This is a genomic window from Umezawaea sp., from assembly GCF_036375055.1.
GTDB lineage: Bacteria > Actinomycetota > Actinomycetes > Mycobacteriales > Pseudonocardiaceae > Umezawaea.
Map to the genome: position 1 here is coordinate 139,656 of NZ_DASUSQ010000011.1, position 18,916 is coordinate 158,571.

An 18,916-nucleotide genomic window follows, 5' to 3' on the forward strand; every position below is an offset into this window, starting at 1 on the left:
CCTCACGTGCTGATGTCGGGGTAGGGCAGGGCCTCGTGCGCCAGCCGCCGCGCGTACTCCAGCTGGAAGCCCAGGCCCTCGTGGTCGCGTTCGAACATCGCGATGAACAGCGTGAGCGTCAGGAACGGGTGGGCGCCCATCGCGAACAGCGCGGGGTAGTCGTGGGAGCGCAGCGCCTCGCGCTCCGCCTCCTCGAACGACAGCCAGGTCGACCGCTCGTCGACGACGCAGTTGAGGATGCGGTTCGCGTGCTCGTCCTCCCACCACGCGACCGTGCCCGCGGGGTCCTCGCGGTAGCGCTCCACGAGGTCCTGGTCGCGGTCGACGGTGTAGAGGAACTTGTTCAGCAGGTACTTGCTCATCGCGCACCGCCGTCCGGGTACCAGGTGAAGTAGGCCTCCATCGTGTGGAACAGGTCGAACGTGTCGACGTAGTCGGCCTTCCGGCCGTCGCCCGCGACGCCCATCATCAGCATGAAGTCCATGAACCCGTGGGTGGCGTTGCCGGGCAGGTGCAGGCTGTCGAGGCTGACCTCGGCCAGGCACTCCTCGATGTCGCCGCCCGCGATCCACTCGACGGCCTTGCGGTCGAACTCGGGGTCGGGGCCGTGCGGGCCGAACTGCCGGGGCCCGCCCAGTTCGAGGGAGAGGTGCCCGGTGCCGATCACCGCGACGCGCTGGTGCGACGGCCACGACTCGATGAGCTGGCGGATCGTCCTGCCCAGCTGCACGAACCGCTTCGGCTGCGGCAGCGGAGGGGCGAAGATGTTGGTGTAGACGGGGACGATCGGCAGGTCGGCCTCGGGGCGCAGCGTGATGATCGGGCACGTGATGGAGTGGTCGATCCGCAGCTCGTTGGAGAACGCCAGGTCGAACCCCGCGTCCATGCCCTCGCGCAGCACGTACGCCGACAGGTCCTCGTGTCCTTTGAGGAGCATCCTCGGCAGGCCGAACTCGCGTTCCTCGTTGGCCCAGTTCGCGTCGTAGAACGGGGCCTTGCCGACCAGGAACTGCGGCATGTTGTCCAGCCAGAGCTGGTGGAAGTGGTCCGATCCCACCATCACGAGCACGTCGGGCCGCGCCTTCGTGAGGGTCTCGCGGAACGCCTCCACCTTGCGCACCCACTCGTCCGCGAACGGGGGCCGGTCCTCCCCCGTGGCGGTGCTGGCGCGGTAGTAGAACGGGTGGTGCGTGGACGCGATGACCGCGACCAGTTCAGCCATGCCGACCTCCGGTGCTCGACTCGGGTGACTGGGGATCCGGTGGGACGGAAGCGTTGTTGAGGTCCACCGAGAGGAAGATGTCGTTGCCGACGGGGTGCCTGATCTCCTCGGCGAGCTGGCCGATCAGCCCGGCCGTGCGGGCCAGCAGGGCGAAGGCGCGCAGCAGTTCCAGCGGCAGTCCGAGGTCGGCCAGCGCCGCGCCGCAGGTGCCCGCGCCGTTGAGCGGCAGCGTCTTGCCGAGCACCCGCGGGTGCACGCGGCCGATGGCGGCGAACAGCGCCAGGTGCGGGCCGTGCAGCCCCTCCTCGGCGGCGATGGCGAACAGCCGGGGCGTGCGCGGGTCGCCGTCCTTGTGCACGTGGTGCCCGAGACCGGGGACGAACTCCCCCCGCTCCCGCCGCGCGCGCACCGCGGTCAGGGCCAGCTCGTCCCAGCCGTCGTCGTCGACGGGCAGCTCACCGTCCACACCGGACAGCACGTCGTGCAGGAACCGGCCGCAGTCCTCGGTGACGCCGAGGAACCGGGAGCCGCCGCCGAGCAGGCCCGCGGCGAGCGCGCCCTGGACGGAGTCGGGCGCGGACAGGTAGGTCAGGCGGGTCACGATCGCGGTGGGGGTGAACCCGTGGTCGGCCAGCGCGGCGAGCACGGACTCGAAGACCCGCGTCTGCCCCGGCGTCGGCCTGCGCTGGGTGGCCAGCCAGAACGCCAGCTCACCGAAGCCGACGCTGCCCATCACGTCCTCGGCGAGGTCCTGGCCGAGCAGCGTGATGGTCGTGGGGGTGGAGGCGCCGAGCGCCGTCGGGTAGGTCACGCGTCCCGCCCCTTCTCCAGCCAGGCCCGCAGTTCCCCGCCGTGCTCGTCGAGCAGCGGGGGCGGCAGGCGGTAGCCGACGGGGGTCGCGGAGAAGCGGATGGGGTGGCGGGTGGTCGGCACGGCCCGGTCGCCCTCGCCCACGACGACGACCGGGTCCAGCTCGAACCGCTCGGCCATCGCGAACCCGCCGTCGATGGTGTTGATCGGCCCGCACGGCACGCCCGCCGCGACGAGCAGGTCGAACCACTCCAGCGCGCCCCTGGTCCGCAACCGCTCGGTGAGCAGCGGTCGCAGTTCGTCCCGGCGTCGCGTGCGGTCGGCGTTGCGGACGAACCGGGGGTCGTCGGCGACCTCGGGGATGCCGAGCACACCGCACAGCTTGCGGAACTGCGCGTCGTTGGCGGCGGTGACGATCAGGTCGTTGTCCGCGGTCGGCAGCGCCTCGTAGGGGAAGACGCTCGGGTGCGCGTTGCCCATGCGGAACGGGACGACGCCCGCCGCGACGTAGGAGGAGCTGTGGTTGACCAGCCCGGTCAGCGCCGACGAGAGCAGGTTGACCTCGACGTGCTGGCCCTCGCCGGTGGCGTCGCGGTGCCGCAGCGCGGCGAGGACGCCGATCGCGGCGTGGTTGCCAGCCATCACGTCGAACACCGAGATCCCGGCCCGGAACGGCGGCCCGTCGGGGTCTCCGGTGAGGCTCATCAGCCCGGAGATCGCCTGCACCATCAGGTCGTAACCCGGCACGTCCCGGCCCGCGCCGGAGCCGAACCCGCTGATCGACGCGTACACGACACCGGGGTTGGCCTCCCGCACCGACTCGAAGTCGAGCCCGTACTTCGCCATGCCGCCGGGCTTGAGGTTCTCCACCACGACGTCGGCCCGCCGGGCCAGTTCGCGGGCGACCTCGACGTCGGCCGCGTCGCGCAGGTCGAGCGCGATGGACCGCTTCCCCCGGTTGACGCCCAGGTAGTAGGTGGACACGCCGTCGTGGACCGGTGGCGTCCACGTGCGGGTGTCGTCGCCCCCGGGCCCCTCGACCTTGACGACCGAGGCGCCCATGTCGGCGAGCAGCATCGTGGCGTAGGGCCCGGCGAGGATCCGGGAGAAGTCCGCCACCAGGACGCCCGCCAGCGGGCCCGCCGACGTCTCCGGCACTCCGGTGTCAACCATGCAGTTATCCCGCCGTCCTGCGGACACGCGTCCGCAGGACGGATTGTGCGACTGGCACGGGAACTAGTCAAGGATCTAGCGGACACATGTCCGACGAGCGGACAACGCTAGGCGGACGCGGTCACGTGCGGGACGGTCTCCAGCCGGGCGAAGTCGGCGCTGATGTCGCCCGCGGTCTGGAGCAGCAGCGGCAGGTGGTGCTCGACCAGCCGCTCCACGGAGGTCTCGGCGGCGTGGCAGTTCACGTTCACGCCCGCCACGACCCGGCCGGACCCGTCGCGGACCGGCGCGGCGATCGAGCGGATCCCGAGCGTGAGCTGCTCGTCGGTGAGCGCCCAGCCGCGGGCCCGCACCTCGCGCAGCGCGGCGTCGCGCTCGGCGCGGTCCGGCTGCCACCGCGAGACCAGGCCCGAGCGCGAGGGCTCGGCGAGCACCCGGTCCAGCTCGTCCGGCGGCAGCGCCGCGAGCTGGACCTTCCCCAGCGACGTCGCCAGGGCCGGGAACCGCGTCCCGATCTGCACCGACAGCGACACGATCTTGGGCACGGAGACCCTGGCGACGTAGACGATGTCCGAGCCGTCGAGCTGGGCGATCGAGCACGACTCGTTCGTGCGCTCCACCAGCTTCTCCAGGTGCGGCCTCGCCACGTCCCACAGGCCCATGGACCGCACGTACGCCACGCCCAGCTCCAGCACCCTCGGCGTCAGGGAGTAGCCGCGGTCCGCCGTGCGGACGTAGCCCAGCTCCTCCAGCGTCAGCAGGATCCGGCGCGCGGTGGGGCGCGCGAGGCCCGTCGCGGACGCCACCTCGGCGAGCGTCATCGCCGGGCAGCCCGGCCGGAAGACCGCGATGACCTCCAGCCCGCGCGCGAGCGCCTCGATGAAGTCCGGACCCGTTCCCTCACGTGGCACCACGCGCCTCCTCCCACCTGCTGATCCGACCCAGCGTAGCCCGCGCTGTCCGCGATGCGGACAAGGCGACTCCCCAGCCTGCGGCAGGTCGGTCGCCCGCGCTCATTGACACTGGTCGAGCGGAGGTTCAGAGTGACCGCCAGAACCCGATGACCGTTGGTCGGACAGTTGTCCGGACAGTGAGGGAGCGACGACGATGCCGCAGCCACCCGCCGAGACGTCGAACAGGCCGGTCGTGTTCCGGGGCGGCACGGTGGTGACCGTGAACGCGCGCCACGACGTGCTGACCGACCACGACGTGCTGGTGGTCGACGGCGACATCGCCGCCATCGGCCCCGCGCTCCCCGTACCCGAGGGCACGGTGGAGGTCGACGCGAGCGGCGGCGTCGTGATGCCCGGCATGATCGACACGCACCGCCACCTGTGGCAGACGGCGATGCGCGGCTACGGCGCGGACTGGACGCTGACCCAGTACTTCGTCTGGTACTACCTGGAGTGGGGCCGGGTGTTCCGGCCGGAGGACGTCCACGCGGGCAACCTGCTCGGCGCGGTCGAGGCGCTGGACGCGGGCGTCACGACCACCGTCGACTGGTCGCACGGCCTCCGGACCACGCAGCACGCCGACGCCGCCGTCGACGCCCTCCGGGCCGTGCCCGGCCGGTTCGTGCTCGCCTACGGCAACATCCAGGACGCGCCGGCGAACTGGACCGCGACGCCCGAGTTCCGCGACTTCGTCAGCCGCCGCACGACCGGTGACGACCTGCTCGGCTTCCAGCTCGCCTTCGACGTGACCGGCGACCCGGCGTTCCCGGAGCGGCCCGCGTTCGAGGTCGCCCGCGACCTCGGCGTCCCGGTCACCACCCACGCGGGCGTGTGGGGCGCCACCGGCGACGACGGCATCAGGCTCATGCACGACCACGGCTTCATGACGCCCGAGACGGTCTACGTCCACGGCGCGTCCCTGTCGGCGGACTCCTACCACCGCATCGCCGCCACCGGCGGTTCCGTCTCGGTGTCCACGGAGAGCGAGCAGAGCGCGGGCCAGGGCTACCCGCCCACCTGGGCCCTGCGCGCCCACGGCATCCCCGTGTCGCTGTCCATGGACACCTCGGTGTGGTGGAGCGGCGACCTGTTCTCCGCCATGCGCGCCACCCTCGGCGCCGACCGCTCCCGCGAGCACCTGGAGGCGCACGCGAAGGGCGACACGGTCACGCACTCGTCGCTGCGCGCCCAGCAGGTGGTGGAGTGGGCGACCCTGGGCGGCGCCCGCGCGCTGGGCCGGGAGTCGCGGCTGGGCAGCGTCGAGGTCGGCAAGGCCGCCGACCTCGTGCTCCTGAAGAACGACCGCTCCCCCGTCTCGTTCCCGCTGCTCAACCCGCACGGCCACATCGCGTTCCAGGCCCAGCGCGCCGACGTCCACACCGTTCTGGTGGGCGGCCGGATCGTGAAGGCCGACGGTGAACTGGTCGGCATCGACCTCGCGGCGGTCCGCTCGACGGTCGAGAGCACGGTCGAGCACCTGCGCTCGCGGCTCGGCGAGGAGGCGTGGGCCAGGGGCATGAACCCGGACGTCCCGACCAGCGAGGTGCTGGACAACCCGTACACCTACACCGACTACCGCAGCGGCAGCACGCACAGCGGCTGAGCACTGCGGAAGTCCCGTCGAGCCACGACACTGGAGCCGTGGACGGGAAGAAGGGCGGGGCGGCGCGGAAGGCGCCTCCGCCCACGACCGAGGACGGGCGCTACATCGTCGTCTCCGGTCGCCGCTGGCGGGCCACCGACCCGGACCTCCCCGACGACGTGGCCGCCGTGCTGCGCTCGGCGCTGATGGCCGCGCGCCGGGACGTGGGCCGGGCGCTGCGCGCCGGTGCCGATCCGGCGTCGGCGCGAGCACGTGTGCAGGTGGCGAAGGCGGCGCTCGGCGAGCGCGGCACCCCCTGGTGGGAGCAGACCCCCGACGAGCGCGAGCAGCGCTGGCGGCGGGGTCTGCGCGAACTGGAGGAGTAGCGCGTCAGCCGGGGTCCGCGTCGCCGTCGAACACGAGCAGCGTGCTGGGCACCCGGCCGAGCGGGACGGTCCAGCGCTGCACCCGCGGGCCCAGCCTCGTCTCGTCCAGGACGACGGTCGGTCCCGGCCCGGCGAAGGTGATCGACAGCCGCCCGTGCCAGGTGACGACGTCCAGGACCTCCTCGGCGGTCTTGCGCACGAGGGAGTCGACCAGGCCGCCGAGGATCGGGATCTCGGTGGTCGTGGCGTGCTTGGCCACGAGTCCCTTGCGGAAGGCGGAGATCGTCACGACCGCGCCGTTCCAGCGGTGGCGGGCCGGGCCCCGCAGCGTCCACGACAGCGGCCCGCCGCCCGCGTCGAGCCGGAACACCTCGGTCCTCCCGCCGTCGACGACCCTGGCCCGCGTCCACGTGGGGGCGAAGGTGAACAGGTCCCTCGGCTCGCGGGTCACCAGATCGTCAGCAGGCCGATCAGCAGCAGCACCCCCACCAGCAGCGCCGACACCACGAGCCTCGTCCCGACTCCCGCCGGCGCGACGGCGGTCGGCTCCGGTTCCGGCAGCCGGGACGGGGCTTTTCCCCGGCTCACCGGGAGGACGACCGGCGCGTCGCCGAGGCTGTCGTCGGAGCGCTGCACCAGCAGCGCCAGCGGTTCGGCGGCGGGCTCACCCAGCACCGGGTAGCCCGCCAGACCGTCGTGGACGTCCGGTTCCAGGCAGTAGTTGGCCACCACCGCCCGTCCCCGCGCGCCGCGCAGCAGTTCGCCGACCCGGTGGGCGAACGCGGCGCGGCTCGCCTCCCCGTCCACCGCGCCCGCCCAGCGCTCCGCCGTCGTGGCACCCGGCGACGCGGGCGGCACCCGTGCGGGCAGCGTCCGCACGGCGGTGCGGAACCCGCGGGCCACCAGCCGCCGGGTCTCGTCGCCCGCCTCGGCCCGCCACCGCGTGATCGTCCCGGAGTCCTGCGGGAACGCGGCGGAGAACGTCCTGCCGACCTCGGCCGACCCCCGGTCGGGGTCCAGCCAGCGGTGCACCAGCGCGGGCACCCGGTCCACGTCGGCGTCGGGATCGCCGTGCTCGCCCTCCAGCACGAGCACCAGCCCGATCGAGGTGCCGCCCGGACCGACCATCGTCATCGCGATGGGGGCCAGGTAGAGCCGCCACCCCGCACGGTCGGACTCGACCAGCAGCGACGGGAGCTGGAGGTTCGTGACCGCCTCGTACCGCCGCCACCACGACTCCCCCGGCGCCTCCCCGAGGAACGCGTACTCCTGGCGCAGGCCCCCGCCGCGGGTCATGACGTGGACGCGCATCAGTGCGCCCTGGCCGCCAGCGGGCTGCGCACCCGGCTGGAGTAGGAGCGGCCGGAGAAGTCGTCCACCACCGCGTCGAGCAGGCGCAGCCGCTCCAGCGCCCGCTGGTGCGCGCCGTCCAGCCGGTCGGCCGCGCGCACCTCGCTCGTGTACTCGCCGAACCTGCGCAGCCCGAGCCCGCGCAGCACGGACGTCCTGCGGTCCACGAAGTCGAGCACCCGGTCCTGGCCGTAGGCGTCGGTCGCCAGCTCGTCGACCAGGCGGAAGAAGTTGCCCACCAGGCCCCGGTCGCGCTCGGCCAGGCCGCGGGCGGCGTGCGCGTCCTCCGCGGTGGCCAGCACGTGCTGCTCCTCGGCCGTCTTGCGGGCGGCCAGCAGGGTCTTGCACAGCGCGATGAGCACGTCCTCCACGCCGTGGATCGACAGGACGGGCCTGGAGCGCACCAGGAAGCGGCCCTCGAAGCGGAGGTGGGTGTCCTCGTCGGGCACCCACCTGCCCGACATGCGCTCGACGCACCCGAGGGTGTCGACCGGCACGTAGAGCATCTCGGTGTGCTCCGCCTCGCCCGCGATGGCGTCGAGCACGTCGCCGTAGACCGACCGGAAGCGGTCGAACAGCTCGTCCGCGCGGTCGTGGCGCCCGCCGTTGTCGGCGAAGTACGACTCGCACTTGACCGGCACGAACAGCACCAGCGCCGGGGAGTCCGGCCGTTCGGCCCTGCTGCGCGCCCACCTGCGCGCGACCTGGCCGACGTCGTAGGTGTCGAGCACCAGCGGCACCGCGCCCCGCTGCGGGGCGGTGACCGCCTCCATCAGGACGGTCGCGTCGACCGGGACGACCAGCACCGAGCTCCGGACGATGAACCCCTCCACCTCGCTCCACGCCTGCTCGTGCGCGGTCGAGCGGTTCGCCGGGTCGAGCCACCCGCCGGGGAAGTCGAGCAGGCGCAGGGCGATGCCGGTCTCCTCCGCGGTGTCCTCCGCGGAGCCGGGGTCGAGCAGCAGCTCGAACGAGACCGTCGTGTGGTTGGCGGCCAGCGCCCCCGGTGTGAAGCGGCGGGACTGCACGAGGCTGTCCAGCGCCCTCGCCTGCTGGCGCATCTTGACCTCGGTGGCCCGGTCGTTCGCCCTGATGGTGACACCGGACGTCTTCAGCAGCCGCTGGCCGTCGCGGAAGAGGGAGCTGACCAGCGAGGTCTTGCCCACCCGCGACGGACCCAGCAGACCGATCTCGAACAGGACTCGCGTGGGTTCCACGGTTACGGGTTCCTCCTACCGGCGACCGCGCCGGAGATCGACTCCACCAGCCGGTCGACGCGGGCCGCGCGGGAGCGGGCACCCTCGATCCGGTCGGACTCCTCGGGCCACAGCAGGTCGCGGTGGGTGCGGGCGAACCGGGCGAACTCGACCTTCGACCGGCCGGACCGGATCAGCTCGTCCTCGAACTGCTCGACGGCCGCGTGCAGCACCAGCGCGGGCACCACGGACTCGCGCTGGAGGGCGAGCATGGTCTCGTAGGCGGCCTGCTCGGTGAGTTCGGCCAGGCGCGCCTCCAGCACCTCCACGTCCTCGCGGCCGACCCCCACGACCAGGCGGGTCACCGGGTCGCCGGTGACGGGGTCGACGCCCTCCAGGTTGAAGCCGTCCAGGGCGGCGCGCACCCCGGGGTGCAGGTGCGTCCGGTACTCCAGGCGGGTGGCGAGCAGGTCCGCGACCGCGCCGCCGAGCGTCGGGCAGGACGCCTGGTCGAACCGGGTCTTCAACGACCACAGGGCTTCCTCGCCCTCCACCTCGCCCACGAGCGGCCCCAGCACGTCGGCGAACGCGTCGGCGACGTGCCGCCACGTCTGCCGCAGCAGCGCGTCGAAGTAGGTGTCGAGGCCGCCGAACCGCTTGCTGACCTCGACCCGCAGGCGGCTCATCTCCTCGGCGGTGAACGGGCTGGCGTTGCCCTCCGCGCCGACCTCCAGCAGCGCCGCGGACCGCCACGCCTCGGCTCCGCGGCCGAAGCCGTCCTCGATCCAGGCGCGGATGCCGTCGAAGACGTCCGTGACCGCGTCGACGTACTCGTCGCTGTCGTCGCCGCCGTCGCGGGCCCGCGCGTGCAGCGAGGAGACCAGGCCCCGCAGCGCGAAGGACACCCGTTCGCGCAGTTCCTTCGCGCCCCGCGCCAGCAGTTCGTCGGCGCTGTGCGCGAGGTCGCGGGAGCCGCCCTCCAGCGCGGCCAGCACCTTCGCCGCCTGCTCGGCGGTGGACGCGGCCCGGTCGAGCGCCGCGGCGAGCACGTCGTCGTCCATGCGGCCGAGCGTGCCCGCGAGGTCCGACAGCAGCGGCAGGAGCACGGACCCGTCGACGTCGCGCCGATCCTTCAGGTCGGCCTCCAGCACCTCGTAGTACCGCCCGTCGACGCCCGCGTTGACGTCGGCGAGGATGCGGTCGCGCAGCACCGCCACCCGCTCGGGCTCCTTGCCGGTGTTGAGCACGATCCGCACGAAGTCCTTGGGGCCGCGGACGTCCCCGCGGGCGACGTCGAGCAGCGCGAGGGTCCTCTGGTCGGCGGCGCCGAAGTAGGTGCTGTCCGCGCTGGCCGCCGTGACCAGCAGCACCACGTCGATCCCGTGCCTCAGGTCGGCGACGTGCCGCTGTTCCGCGTCCGCGGCCAGCTCCCCCAGCCCCGGCAGGTCGACCAGGGTCAGCCGGTCGACCTCCTCGTTCGGGAACGGGCACTCGATCCTGGCCTCGCGCACGGCGAGGTACCGGCGGTCGGCGGTGCCCGCGTTCTCCTCGGCGTTGGTCGGGTAGGCCACGTAGGGGCGCAGGTGCTCGACGTCCACCTCGACGTCCCGCCCGGTGAGCAGGTCGGCGTAGGAGTCCAGCGAGTCCCGCATCCGGCGGAGGCGCTCGTGCAGGCCGACCGAGCTGTGCTGGTCCACGGCCTCGGCGGACGGCCGCGGGTAGTCCCACCCGCGGAACCGCGCCAGCGTCGCGGGCACCTCGGCGATGCCCAGTTCCCGGTGGTACGGCGCGACCACCTCGGCCAGGAACGAGTCGACCGTGTGGGTGCCCAGGACCGCCCGGCGGCGCGGGGAGCAGACGATGCGGCTCCGCACGGCGGTGACCGGCACGTCCGGCCCGGTGGGGATCTGCTGTTCGGTCAGCCCGGACACGGTCTGGAGCAGCGTGCTCTTGCCAACCCTGGCGCGACCGCTCACGCCCACGCAGACCTGGTCCCTGGCGAACCGGGACTCCGCGGCCGACAGCACGTCCACCGTCCGCGCCACCTCGGCCGACAGGGCGGGGAGCCGGTCGTCCGCGGTGGTGTCCCGCTCCAGCAGCCACGTGACGTCCGCGGCGACCGACCGCCACCTCGCGAGTTCCGCGCGGACCTCGGGGAGCCGTTCCGCCCGCCGGCGCAGGATCTTCTCGATGCGCTCGGAAATCTGCCCCACGCCAGCCCCTCCCGGTCCCCGGCACGTCCTTCGACGACCACGATACGCAGGGCGCCGCGGAGGAAGTCATTCCAGCACAAGGGGAATCGAGCAGGTATTACCTCGACCTACCCCGAGGGTCACGGCGAGACGGGCTCCAGCACGACCACCGGGATCTCCCGCTCGGTGTAGGTCGCGTAGGTCGAGTAGGGCCGGTAGACGGCCACCAACCGCTCCCACAGCGCGGCCCGCTCCTCCCCCTCGGCGACGCGCGGCCGGACCCGGCGGCGGTCGCCGCCGGGCAGCTCCACCTCCGTGGTCGACATCGCCATCAGGTTGTGGAACCACGCCGGGTGCGCGTCCGAGCCGCCCTTCGACGCGACGACCACCAGCCGCGGCGCGTCGTCGAGGTAGATCAGCGGATTGGTGCGGGCCTGCCCGGACTTGCGGCCCACGTGGTCCAGCAGCAGCACGGGCGCGCCCAGGAAGGTGCCCCCGACCCGGCCACGGGTCTTGCGGAACAGGAACTCGTTGAGGCGCGCGAGCCCGCGGTGGAGCTTCCAGTAGGGGGACGTCGGCGCGGGTGGTTTCGGCATGGGTCGATGCTGGCAGAGCTCAGCAAGTGTCGTCAACTGACAAAAGTCAGAGCACGACTCTTGGCTCACCGTGTCGCGAACCCGTACCCTGGCGGCGTGGACAAGCCCGGCCTGCGCGAGCGGAAGAAGCAGCGGACGCGCGAGGCGCTGACGGACGCGGCGTACGCGCTGTTCCGCTCCAACGGCTTCGACGCGACGACCGTCGACCAGATCGCCGAGGCCGTCGAGGTCTCGTCGCGGACCTTCTTCCGGTACTTCACCTCCAAGGAGGACGTGGCCCTCTCGCTCGCGGACGAGCAGATCACCGCGATGCTCGACAGCTTCGCCGCGCAACCGGCCGACGTGCCGGTGCTGACCGGGCTGCGCCGGGCCTCCGTCGAGGTCGTGCGGGCCTACGAGGCGGACTCGGACCAGGACCGCTACCAGCGCACGCAGGACCTGATCTCCACCAGCCCGGCGCTGATGGCCGCGTGCACCGAGCGGGGCGCCGCCCGGCTCGACGAGGTCGCGCGGCTGGTCGGCGTCCGGATGGGCGTCGACCCGACCGCCGACCCCCGACCGCACCTGGTCGCGTCGGTCGTGCTCTGCTCGGTGCAGACCGTGATCACGGCGTGGCGGGCCACCGGCCGCCAGGCACCGGACTCGGAGCTGATCGGCCAGGCCTTCGACCTGCTGTCCACGGGCCTCGACTACCCGGCGGCGCGGAACTGACGCTCGCCCCCGCACGGCGCGGGAGCCGCCGTTTGTAGCATCGGCGTGCGCTGATCCGCCCGGACCGGCGCGGTGGAGCAGGGAACGGACGACGCATGAAGCCCGAGGAGTTCCGCACGGCCGCGCACGCGCTGGTGGACTGGATCGCCGACTACCGGGAGCGGATCCCGGACCTGCCGGTGCAGTCACGGGTGAAGCCGGGTGACGTGGCGGGGATGCTGCCGACCTCGGCCCCGGTCGCACCGGAGTCCTTCGACGCGGTCCTGCGCGACCTCGACCGCGTGGTCGTGCCGGGCATCACGCAGGTGCAGCACCCGAGCTTCTTCGGCTGGTTCCCCTCGAACGCGACGCTCAGCTCCGTGCTCGGCGACTTCGCCACCGCGGGCCTCGGCGCGCTGGGCATCACGTGGCAGTCCGCGCCGTCGCTGACGGAGGTGGAGGAGGTCGTCGTCGGGTGGCTGCGCGAGCTGACCGGCCTCCCGGAGTCCTGGCGCGGCGTCATCCAGGACACCGCCTCCACCGCGTGCCTGGTGGCGCTGCTCGCCGCCCGCGAGCGGGCCACCGACTACTCCGAGACGCGCGGCGGCCTCCAGGCCGAGCCCGCCCCGATGACCGTCTACACCACCGAGTACGCGCACTCGTCCATCCCGAAGGCCGTCGCGCTCGCGGGGTTCGGCGCCGACAACCTCAGGGTGGTCGCGACCGACCCGTGGACGCGGGCGATGCTCCCGGAGGCACTGGCCGAGGCGGTCGCGGCGGACGTGGCGGACGGTCGGCGGCCCGTCGCCGTGGTCGTGAACGTCGGCACGACGGGCACCACGGCCGTGGACCCGCTGGCCGAGATCGTCCCGATCGCCCGCGAGCACGGGATGTGGGTGCACGTCGACGCCGCGATGGCGGGTTCCGCGCTCCTGCTCCCCGAGATGCGCGGCCTGGTGGCCGGGCTCGACGGCGCCGACTCCCTCACGTGGAACCCGCACAAGTGGATGGGCGCGGTGCTCGACTGCTCGCTCATGTACGTCGCCGACCCCCAGCACCTGGTGCGGGTGATGGCGACCGGCCCGTCCTACCTGCGGTCCGCCGTGGACGGCGAGGTGACGCAGTTCAAGGACTGGGGCATCCCGCTCGGCCGCCGGTTCCGCGCGCTCAAGCTGTGGTTCCAGCTCCGCCTCGACGGCGTGGAGGCGATCCAGGCCCGCCTGCGCCGCGACCTCGCCAACGCCCGCGCGCTGGCCGAGCAGGTCGAGGCCGCCGAGGGGTGGCGCGTGCTGGCGCCGGTGGCCCTGCAAACGGTGGTGCTGCGCCACGAACCGCGGGCCTGGGTGGCGCCGGACGGCGACGTCCTCGACGGCGCCGCGCTCGACGCGCACACCCTGGCGTGGGTCGACGAGGTCAACAGCTCGGGCGCGGCCTTCATCACCCCGGCCAAGCTCGACGGGCGGTGGTCGGTGCGCGTGTCGATCGGCGCCGAACCCACCACGTCCGACGACGTGGCCGCGCTGTGGCACCTGCTGCGGACCACCGCCGAGCGCGACTGACCGCCCTGTCCTCCTCGGGTGGTTCGGGTGGTCGACGCCTGGACCAACGGCCCCGCCGGCGCGTGCCGGCGGGGCCGTACCCCCAGATGTGGTTGGTCTCAGCGCCCCCGGATCAGAAGCCGCACGGCTCGATGCTGCCGCTCGTGCCGTCGGGGTTGACGTCGAGCAGGTCGTCGCGCACCCAGCCGCGCACGCCGGTCCGCAGGTTCTGGAGGTAGGTCCAGGTGAACCCGTCGTCGGCGTTGGTGTAGCAGTGGTAGCGGGCGTCGTCGGTCGGCTGGAGGGCTCCCGGCGCGTCGCAGCCAGTGGACGAGCCGCTGCGCTGCCTGGCCGCGCCGCTCAGGGGCGCGTCGACCTCGACCCGGTTCTCCAGGTTCGGGCCGGCTCTGCCGCAGGTGGCGTGCCGCGTGCCCGCGGAACCGTGGTCGGGCTTCGGCGCGGCACCCGCGGAAGGGGCCGAAACAATTCCGAGCACGGCGAACGCGGCCATTGTCGTGGCGGCGACTGCTTTCCTCATGGACGGTCTCCTGTTCGTGGTTTATTCCTGACGGTCCGGGATATCTCATCTCCCCCGCCCCTGCCCACGGGGCTGAACGGACACAGCGGAAGACTCGGCCAGGAACGAGCGGCTGGGCAAGGGGTTGCGGGTACCTTGGGATGCTGGGACGCGTCGACACGTCTCGCGGTGCACGGGCAACGGACCTGCTGGGACGCGTGTGGGACGGCCGCGTCCGGTACGGACCGGCGAGAGGTGGACCGTGGCGCGATCAACGGAGGAGCAGCAGTTCGCAGCATTCCTGCGAATGCTGAAGAACCGCACCGATAGGAGCTATGAGGCTTTGGCGAAGCGAACCGGCATCAGCGGTTCGAGCCTTCACCGCTATTGTGCGGGAACGAAGATCCCGTCGAACTTCGGCACGATCCAGCGGTTCGCCGAGGAGTGCGGCGCCACCCGGTCGGAACTGCACGAGCTGCACCGGCTGTGGGCGCTGGCCGACACCGTCCGGCGGGGGCAGCCGGAACCCGCCGTCGAGCAGGTCGACGAGTCCCCGGACGACCTCGCCGAGCAGGAGCGGACGTCGAGGCGGACGACCGCGCGCCGGAGGTGGGCGCTCATCGGCGCGGTGGTGGTCGTCCTGGTGGCGGGCGGTGTCACGTGGTGGTTCCAGTCGAACACCGACCCCGGATCGGTGACCACCCTCGACGGGCCCATGCTGCTGTCGCCCGCGTGCCCGCCCGTGATCAGCATGGGCCAGCACGACGAGTGCGCGCGGGAGGTCCAGTCGCTGCTGTCGAAGGCGGGCGCCACGATCTCCGTGGACGGCGACTTCGGCCCCGCGACCCTGCGCCGCGTCACGGCGTTCCAGGTGCTGGCGGGCCTGCAACCCCGTGGCGTGGTGGACGAGCCGACCAAGCGGGCGCTCTACGAGCAGGACACGTCCATGGCCACCTGGTCACCCGAGCAGGTGGAGCGGCGCGTCCGCGAGGTCTTCCCCGAGGAGCCCGACCGCGCCGTGGGCATCGCGCGCTGCCAGTCGTTCCTCGACCCGCTGCACGTGCTGACCAACACCAACGGCACCCGCAACTGGGGTGTCTTCCAGCTCTCGGACAAGCTGCTCGGCGAACTGGGCGGCACCCAGGAGCAGGCGCTCGACCCCGACTGGAACATCCAGACCGCCCGCCGCGCCTGGAGCCGCTTCCAGGACTTCCGCGACTGGGAGCACTGCGACCAACCGTTCCGGACGACGACACCCGCACCCACCAGTTCCCCGTGACCCTCGGGCGACCTCACCGGGGAGGACGGACGAGCCGCACGGCGTTCCAGGACACCGGTGGCAGCACCACGGTCAGGGTGTCGTCAGCGAGGTCGGTGGGCTGGGAGCGGGGTACGACCCGGTCGGGCTCCTGCTCGGTGTTGGCCGCGGCCGTGTCGGGGTCGGAGAGCGTCCACGCCTCGGCCACCTCGACGGCGCCGAAGGCGAGCGAGACCCGCAGCTCCACCGGCTCGGTGCGGTGCCGGTTCACCGCGAACACCACCACGGCGCCGGTGTCGGGGTCGTGGGTCGCCACGGCGTCGACCACCGGGACGTCGCCGTAGCGGGCGGTCGGGTAGGTCGGCGAGGTCGTCTCCGCCCGCAGCACCCGTCCCCCGGCCAGCCGCGAGGTCAGCGCGAACGGGTGGAACGTCGTCTGCCGCCACGCCGGGCCGCCCGGTTCGGTGCGGATCGGCGCGATGACGTTGACCAGCTGCGCCTGGCAGGCGGCGGTGACCCGGTCGCTGTGGCGCAGCAGCGAGATCAGCAGGCTGCCCACCACCACGGCGTCGGCGACGTCGTACCGGTCCTCGATGATCCGCGGCGCGACCTCCCACTCCACGGGCGGGTTGGCCTGGAAGCGCTTCTGGTACCAGACGTTCCACTCGTCGAACGACACCCCGATCCGCTTGTCGCTCCCGAGCCGCGCGCCGACGGCGTCCGCGATGGCGACGACCCGCTCGACGAAGCGGTCCATGTCCACGGCCGAGGCGAGGAAGCTGTCGACGTCGCCGTCGAGCACCTCGTAGTAGGCGTGGCAGGAGATGTGGTCGACCTGGTCGTAGGCCAGCTCCAGGACGGTGGTCTCCCACTCGCCGAACGTGGGCATGGCCGAGCTGGAACTCCCGCAGGCGACGAGTTCGAGCCCCGGTTCGGCCTGGCGCAGCGCCCTGGCCGTCTCGGCGGCCAGCCTGCCGTACTCGTGCGCCGTCTTGTGGCCGGTCTGCCACGGCCCGTCCAGCTCGTTGCCCAGGCACCACACCGCCACGCCGTGGGGTTCGGGCGAGCCGTTGGCGCGGCGCAGGTCCGACAGGCGCGTGCCGCCCTCGTGGTTCACGTACTCGTGGACGTCGAGCGCCTCGGTGATGCCCCTGGTGCCGAGGTTCACCGCGTACATGACCTCGACGCCCGCCTTGCGCGCCCACCTCACGAACTCGTCGACGCCGACCTCGTTGGTCTCGATGCTGTGCCACGCCAGGTCGCGGCGCACGGGGCGGTCCGCGACCGGGCCGATCCCGTCCTCCCACCGGTAGCCGGACACGAAGTTGCCGCCGGGGTAGCGGACCAGCGTGACGCCGAGTTCACGGGTCAGCGCCAGCACGTCACCCCGGAAGCCGTCCTCGTCGGCCGTCGGGTGGCCGGGTTCGTAGATGCCGGTGTAGACGCAGCGGCCCATGTGCTCGACGAACGACCCGAAGGTCCGGCGCCGCACGGGGGCGACCACGTGGTCGGGGTCGAGGACGAGTGACGCGGTGAGCACGGTTCTCCCGAGGTGGTAGCGGTTCGACGAGGGGGACGGACTACTTCAGGGCGCCCGCGCCCACGCCACCGCGCCAGAAGCGCTGGAGCAGGACGAAGGCGGTGATCAGCGGGACGATCGCGAACAGCGCCCCGGTGACGACGAGGGTGAACAGCACCCTGGTGCCCGCCTCCTGCTGGGCGGTGTTGAACCACGTCGTCAGACCGACGGTCAGCGGGTAGAGGTCGGTGTCGCTGAGCATCACCAGCGGCAGGAAGTAGTTGTTCCACGTCGCCACGAGCGTGAACAGGAAGACGGTGACGATCGCCGGGCGGATCATCGGCACCACGATCCGCCAGAAGATCCGCAGCTCCCCCGCCCGGTCGACGCGGGCGGCGTCGATCAGCTCGACCGGCACGCTCTCGGCCACGTAGACCCGGACGAGGTAGGTGCCGAACGGGCTGAGCAGCGACGGCAGGATGATCGCCCACACGGTGTTGACGATCTCCAGCCGCGACAGGATCAGGTACGTCGGCAGCACCAGCGCGGTGGCGGGCACCATGATCATGCCGAGCAGCGCGGTCTCGAAGAACCGCTTGCCCCAGAAGGAGAAGCGGGCCAGGCCGTAACCGGCGGCGGCGGCGAGTGCCGTCGCGCCGACCGCGCTCACCCCGGAGTACAGGGCGGTGTTGAGCAGCCAGCGGCCGTACACGCCGCCGTCCTCCCGGAAGAGCTGGACCACGTTGTCCACCAGGTTGAACTCCCGGCCGAACCACAGCGCCGGGGTGGACAGCAGGTCGGGCTGGCTCTTGGTCGCGGCGATCACGACCCACAGCAGCGGGACGAGGAAGTACAGCACCCCGGCGGCCATCAGGACGTGCGGCACGCGCGGGCTCGGCTCGCCGAACCGGCGGGACCTCGCGGCGGCGCGGCGCTCGGCGGACGTGCTCACGAGCCCGCCCCCCGCCTGCGGCTGACGAACACGAAGACGTAGGCGACGACGAACACGACGAAGCCGAGGGTGAAGGAGATCGTGGCGGAGTAGTTGAAGTTCGAGTAGGCGAACGCCTGGTTGTAGGCGTAGAGGTTGGGCGTGTACCCGGCGGAGATCGTCGGGGCGAAGCGGGCCATGACCTGCGGCTCGGTGAAGAACTGGAGGGTGCCGATGACGGTGAAGACCGCGGCCAGCGAGATGGCCCGCCCGATGGCCGGGACCTTGACGCGCAGGGCGACCTGCACGGGTGAGGCGCCGTCGACGACCGCTGCCTCGTACACCTCGCGCGGAACCCCCTGCAACGCCGAGTAGAGGACGATCGTGTTGTAGCCGGTCCACGCCCACGTGACGACGTTGCCCAGCGACAGCAGCAGGAGCGGCCCGCCGAAGAAGTCGACCTCACCGAGGCCGAGGGCGGTGGTCAGGCCGGTGAACGGCCCGAAGGTCCTGCTGTAGAGGAAACCCCACATGAGCGCGCCGACGACGGCGGGCACGGCGTAGGGCATGAAGGCGATCAGCCGGTAGAGCACCGCGAACCGGGTGGTGACGGCGTCGAGCGCGAGCGCGCCCGCCAGCGCGATGCCCAGCATGACGGGGATCTGCACGGCGCCGAACAGCAGCACCCGCAGGAAGCCGTCCAGCAGCAGCGGGTCGGTGAACGCCTTGACGTAGCCGTCCAGCCCGCTGAACCGCGACCCGAGCACGAGGCTCTTGGTGAACAGGCTGAGGTACAGCGCGAAACCCAGCGGCACGACCAGGAACGCGACGACCACGAGGAAGAACGGCAGGACGAACAGCATCCCGGCGACCGGGTGCGCGGTCGTGCGGCGGGAGGACCGGCGGGGGCCGCGGTCGACCCGACGGCGCGGCGGTGACCGGTCGGCGTCCGGCGCCGCGGTCGGCGGGGCACTGGTCACGGGGACCTCCAGGACGGGGCGGG

The 18,916-nt window shown here is 72.6% G+C and carries 19 protein-coding genes; 5 read left to right on the forward strand and 14 right to left on the reverse strand.

Going from position 1 to position 18,916, the window contains the following annotated elements; all coding sequences use genetic code 11:
* Nucleotides 1–2 precede the first annotated feature (2 nt).
* The 5 genes from VFZ92_RS04120 to VFZ92_RS04140 all read right to left on the reverse strand — a co-directional run bounded on the left by VFZ92_RS04120 (nucleotide 3) and on the right by VFZ92_RS04140 (nucleotide 4,116).
* Complete coding sequence (locus tag VFZ92_RS04120) at nucleotides 3–362, reverse strand: hypothetical protein (RefSeq protein WP_330874323.1); 360 nt, start codon at nucleotides 360–362, stop codon at nucleotides 3–5.
* Nucleotides 359–1,222, reverse strand: a complete 864-nt coding sequence (locus VFZ92_RS04125; RefSeq protein ID WP_330874324.1) for an extradiol ring-cleavage dioxygenase — start codon at nucleotides 1,220–1,222, stop codon at nucleotides 359–361. Before VFZ92_RS04125 ends, VFZ92_RS04120 begins: the two co-directional genes overlap by 4 nt.
* Nucleotides 1,215–2,033 carry a citryl-CoA lyase gene (locus tag VFZ92_RS04130; RefSeq protein WP_330874325.1) on the reverse strand — a complete coding sequence of 273 codons (819 nt, stop codon included), beginning with the start codon at nucleotides 2,031–2,033 and terminating at the stop codon, nucleotides 1,215–1,217. The genes VFZ92_RS04125 and VFZ92_RS04130 overlap by 8 nt, the downstream gene beginning before the upstream one ends.
* On the reverse strand, nucleotides 2,030–3,205 hold the full coding sequence (locus tag VFZ92_RS04135) for a CoA transferase (RefSeq protein ID WP_330874326.1): 1,176 nt from the start codon (nucleotides 3,203–3,205) through the stop codon (nucleotides 2,030–2,032). The genes VFZ92_RS04130 and VFZ92_RS04135 overlap by 4 nt, the downstream gene beginning before the upstream one ends.
* Before the next feature lie 107 nt (nucleotides 3,206–3,312).
* Complete coding sequence (locus VFZ92_RS04140) at nucleotides 3,313–4,116, reverse strand: IclR family transcriptional regulator domain-containing protein (RefSeq protein WP_330874327.1); 804 nt, start codon at nucleotides 4,114–4,116, stop codon at nucleotides 3,313–3,315.
* A 196-nt stretch (nucleotides 4,117–4,312) separates the two neighbouring features.
* On the opposite strand from VFZ92_RS04140, the gene VFZ92_RS04145 reads away from it, so the two are divergent.
* Both VFZ92_RS04145 and VFZ92_RS04150 read left to right on the forward strand, forming a co-directional pair.
* A complete protein-coding gene (locus VFZ92_RS04145; protein ID WP_330874328.1) occupies nucleotides 4,313–5,761 on the forward strand; it encodes an amidohydrolase family protein in 1,449 nt (482 codons plus the stop codon).
* Nucleotides 5,762–5,799: 38 nt separating this feature from the next.
* On the forward strand, nucleotides 5,800–6,126 hold the full coding sequence (locus VFZ92_RS04150; RefSeq protein WP_330874329.1) for a hypothetical protein: 327 nt from the start codon (nucleotides 5,800–5,802) through the stop codon (nucleotides 6,124–6,126).
* A 4-nt stretch (nucleotides 6,127–6,130) separates the two neighbouring features.
* Here the strand turns inward: VFZ92_RS04150 and VFZ92_RS04155 are convergent, their stop codons facing one another.
* From VFZ92_RS04155 to VFZ92_RS04175, 5 genes are all read right to left on the reverse strand, one after another.
* Entirely contained in the window at nucleotides 6,131–6,577 is a 447-nt protein-coding gene (locus tag VFZ92_RS04155) for a hypothetical protein (RefSeq protein ID WP_330874330.1), read from the reverse strand.
* Nucleotides 6,574–7,437 (reverse strand): hypothetical protein, encoded by an 864-nt coding sequence (locus VFZ92_RS04160; RefSeq protein WP_330874331.1) that lies wholly within the window; start codon nucleotides 7,435–7,437, stop codon nucleotides 6,574–6,576. The genes VFZ92_RS04155 and VFZ92_RS04160 overlap by 4 nt, the downstream gene beginning before the upstream one ends.
* Nucleotides 7,437–8,693, reverse strand: coding sequence for a hypothetical protein (locus VFZ92_RS04165; RefSeq protein WP_330874332.1), 1,257 nt, complete (start codon nucleotides 8,691–8,693; stop codon nucleotides 7,437–7,439). The genes VFZ92_RS04160 and VFZ92_RS04165 overlap by 1 nt, the downstream gene beginning before the upstream one ends.
* Nucleotides 8,694–8,695: 2 nt before the next feature.
* On the reverse strand, nucleotides 8,696–10,885 hold the full coding sequence (locus VFZ92_RS04170; protein WP_330874333.1) for a hypothetical protein: 2,190 nt from the start codon (nucleotides 10,883–10,885) through the stop codon (nucleotides 8,696–8,698).
* A 119-nt stretch (nucleotides 10,886–11,004) separates the two neighbouring features.
* Nucleotides 11,005–11,460: a nitroreductase family deazaflavin-dependent oxidoreductase gene (locus VFZ92_RS04175; protein ID WP_330874334.1), complete on the reverse strand. Its 456-nt coding sequence runs from the start codon at nucleotides 11,458–11,460 to the stop codon at nucleotides 11,005–11,007.
* Nucleotides 11,461–11,556: 96 nt separating this feature from the next.
* Between VFZ92_RS04175 and VFZ92_RS04180 the strand changes: the two genes are divergently transcribed.
* Complete coding sequence (locus tag VFZ92_RS04180; protein WP_330874335.1) at nucleotides 11,557–12,171, forward strand: TetR family transcriptional regulator; 615 nt, start codon at nucleotides 11,557–11,559, stop codon at nucleotides 12,169–12,171.
* A 95-nt stretch (nucleotides 12,172–12,266) separates the two neighbouring features.
* Nucleotides 12,267–13,709, forward strand: a complete 1,443-nt coding sequence (locus tag VFZ92_RS04185; RefSeq protein WP_330874336.1) for a pyridoxal phosphate-dependent decarboxylase family protein — start codon at nucleotides 12,267–12,269, stop codon at nucleotides 13,707–13,709.
* A gap of 112 nt (nucleotides 13,710–13,821) precedes the next feature.
* Here the strand turns inward: VFZ92_RS04185 and VFZ92_RS04190 are convergent, their stop codons facing one another.
* Entirely contained in the window at nucleotides 13,822–14,226 is a 405-nt protein-coding gene (locus VFZ92_RS04190; RefSeq protein ID WP_330874337.1) for an SH3 domain-containing protein, read from the reverse strand.
* 241 nt (nucleotides 14,227–14,467) lie between these two features.
* Between VFZ92_RS04190 and VFZ92_RS04195 the strand changes: the two genes are divergently transcribed.
* Nucleotides 14,468–15,484, forward strand: coding sequence for a helix-turn-helix domain-containing protein (locus VFZ92_RS04195; RefSeq protein ID WP_330874338.1), 1,017 nt, complete (start codon nucleotides 14,468–14,470; stop codon nucleotides 15,482–15,484).
* A gap of 13 nt (nucleotides 15,485–15,497) precedes the next feature.
* On the opposite strand, the gene VFZ92_RS04200 is transcribed toward VFZ92_RS04195, so the two are convergent.
* From VFZ92_RS04200 to VFZ92_RS04210, 3 genes are all read right to left on the reverse strand, one after another.
* Nucleotides 15,498–16,919: an alpha-N-arabinofuranosidase gene (locus tag VFZ92_RS04200; protein WP_330874410.1), complete on the reverse strand. Its 1,422-nt coding sequence runs from the start codon at nucleotides 16,917–16,919 to the stop codon at nucleotides 15,498–15,500.
* 124 nt (nucleotides 16,920–17,043) lie between these two features.
* Nucleotides 17,044–17,934, reverse strand: a complete 891-nt coding sequence (locus VFZ92_RS04205; RefSeq protein ID WP_330874339.1) for a carbohydrate ABC transporter permease — start codon at nucleotides 17,932–17,934, stop codon at nucleotides 17,044–17,046.
* Nucleotides 17,931–18,893: a sugar ABC transporter permease gene (locus VFZ92_RS04210; protein ID WP_330874340.1), complete on the reverse strand. Its 963-nt coding sequence runs from the start codon at nucleotides 18,891–18,893 to the stop codon at nucleotides 17,931–17,933. Before VFZ92_RS04210 ends, VFZ92_RS04205 begins: the two co-directional genes overlap by 4 nt.
* Nucleotides 18,894–18,916 lie beyond the last annotated feature (23 nt).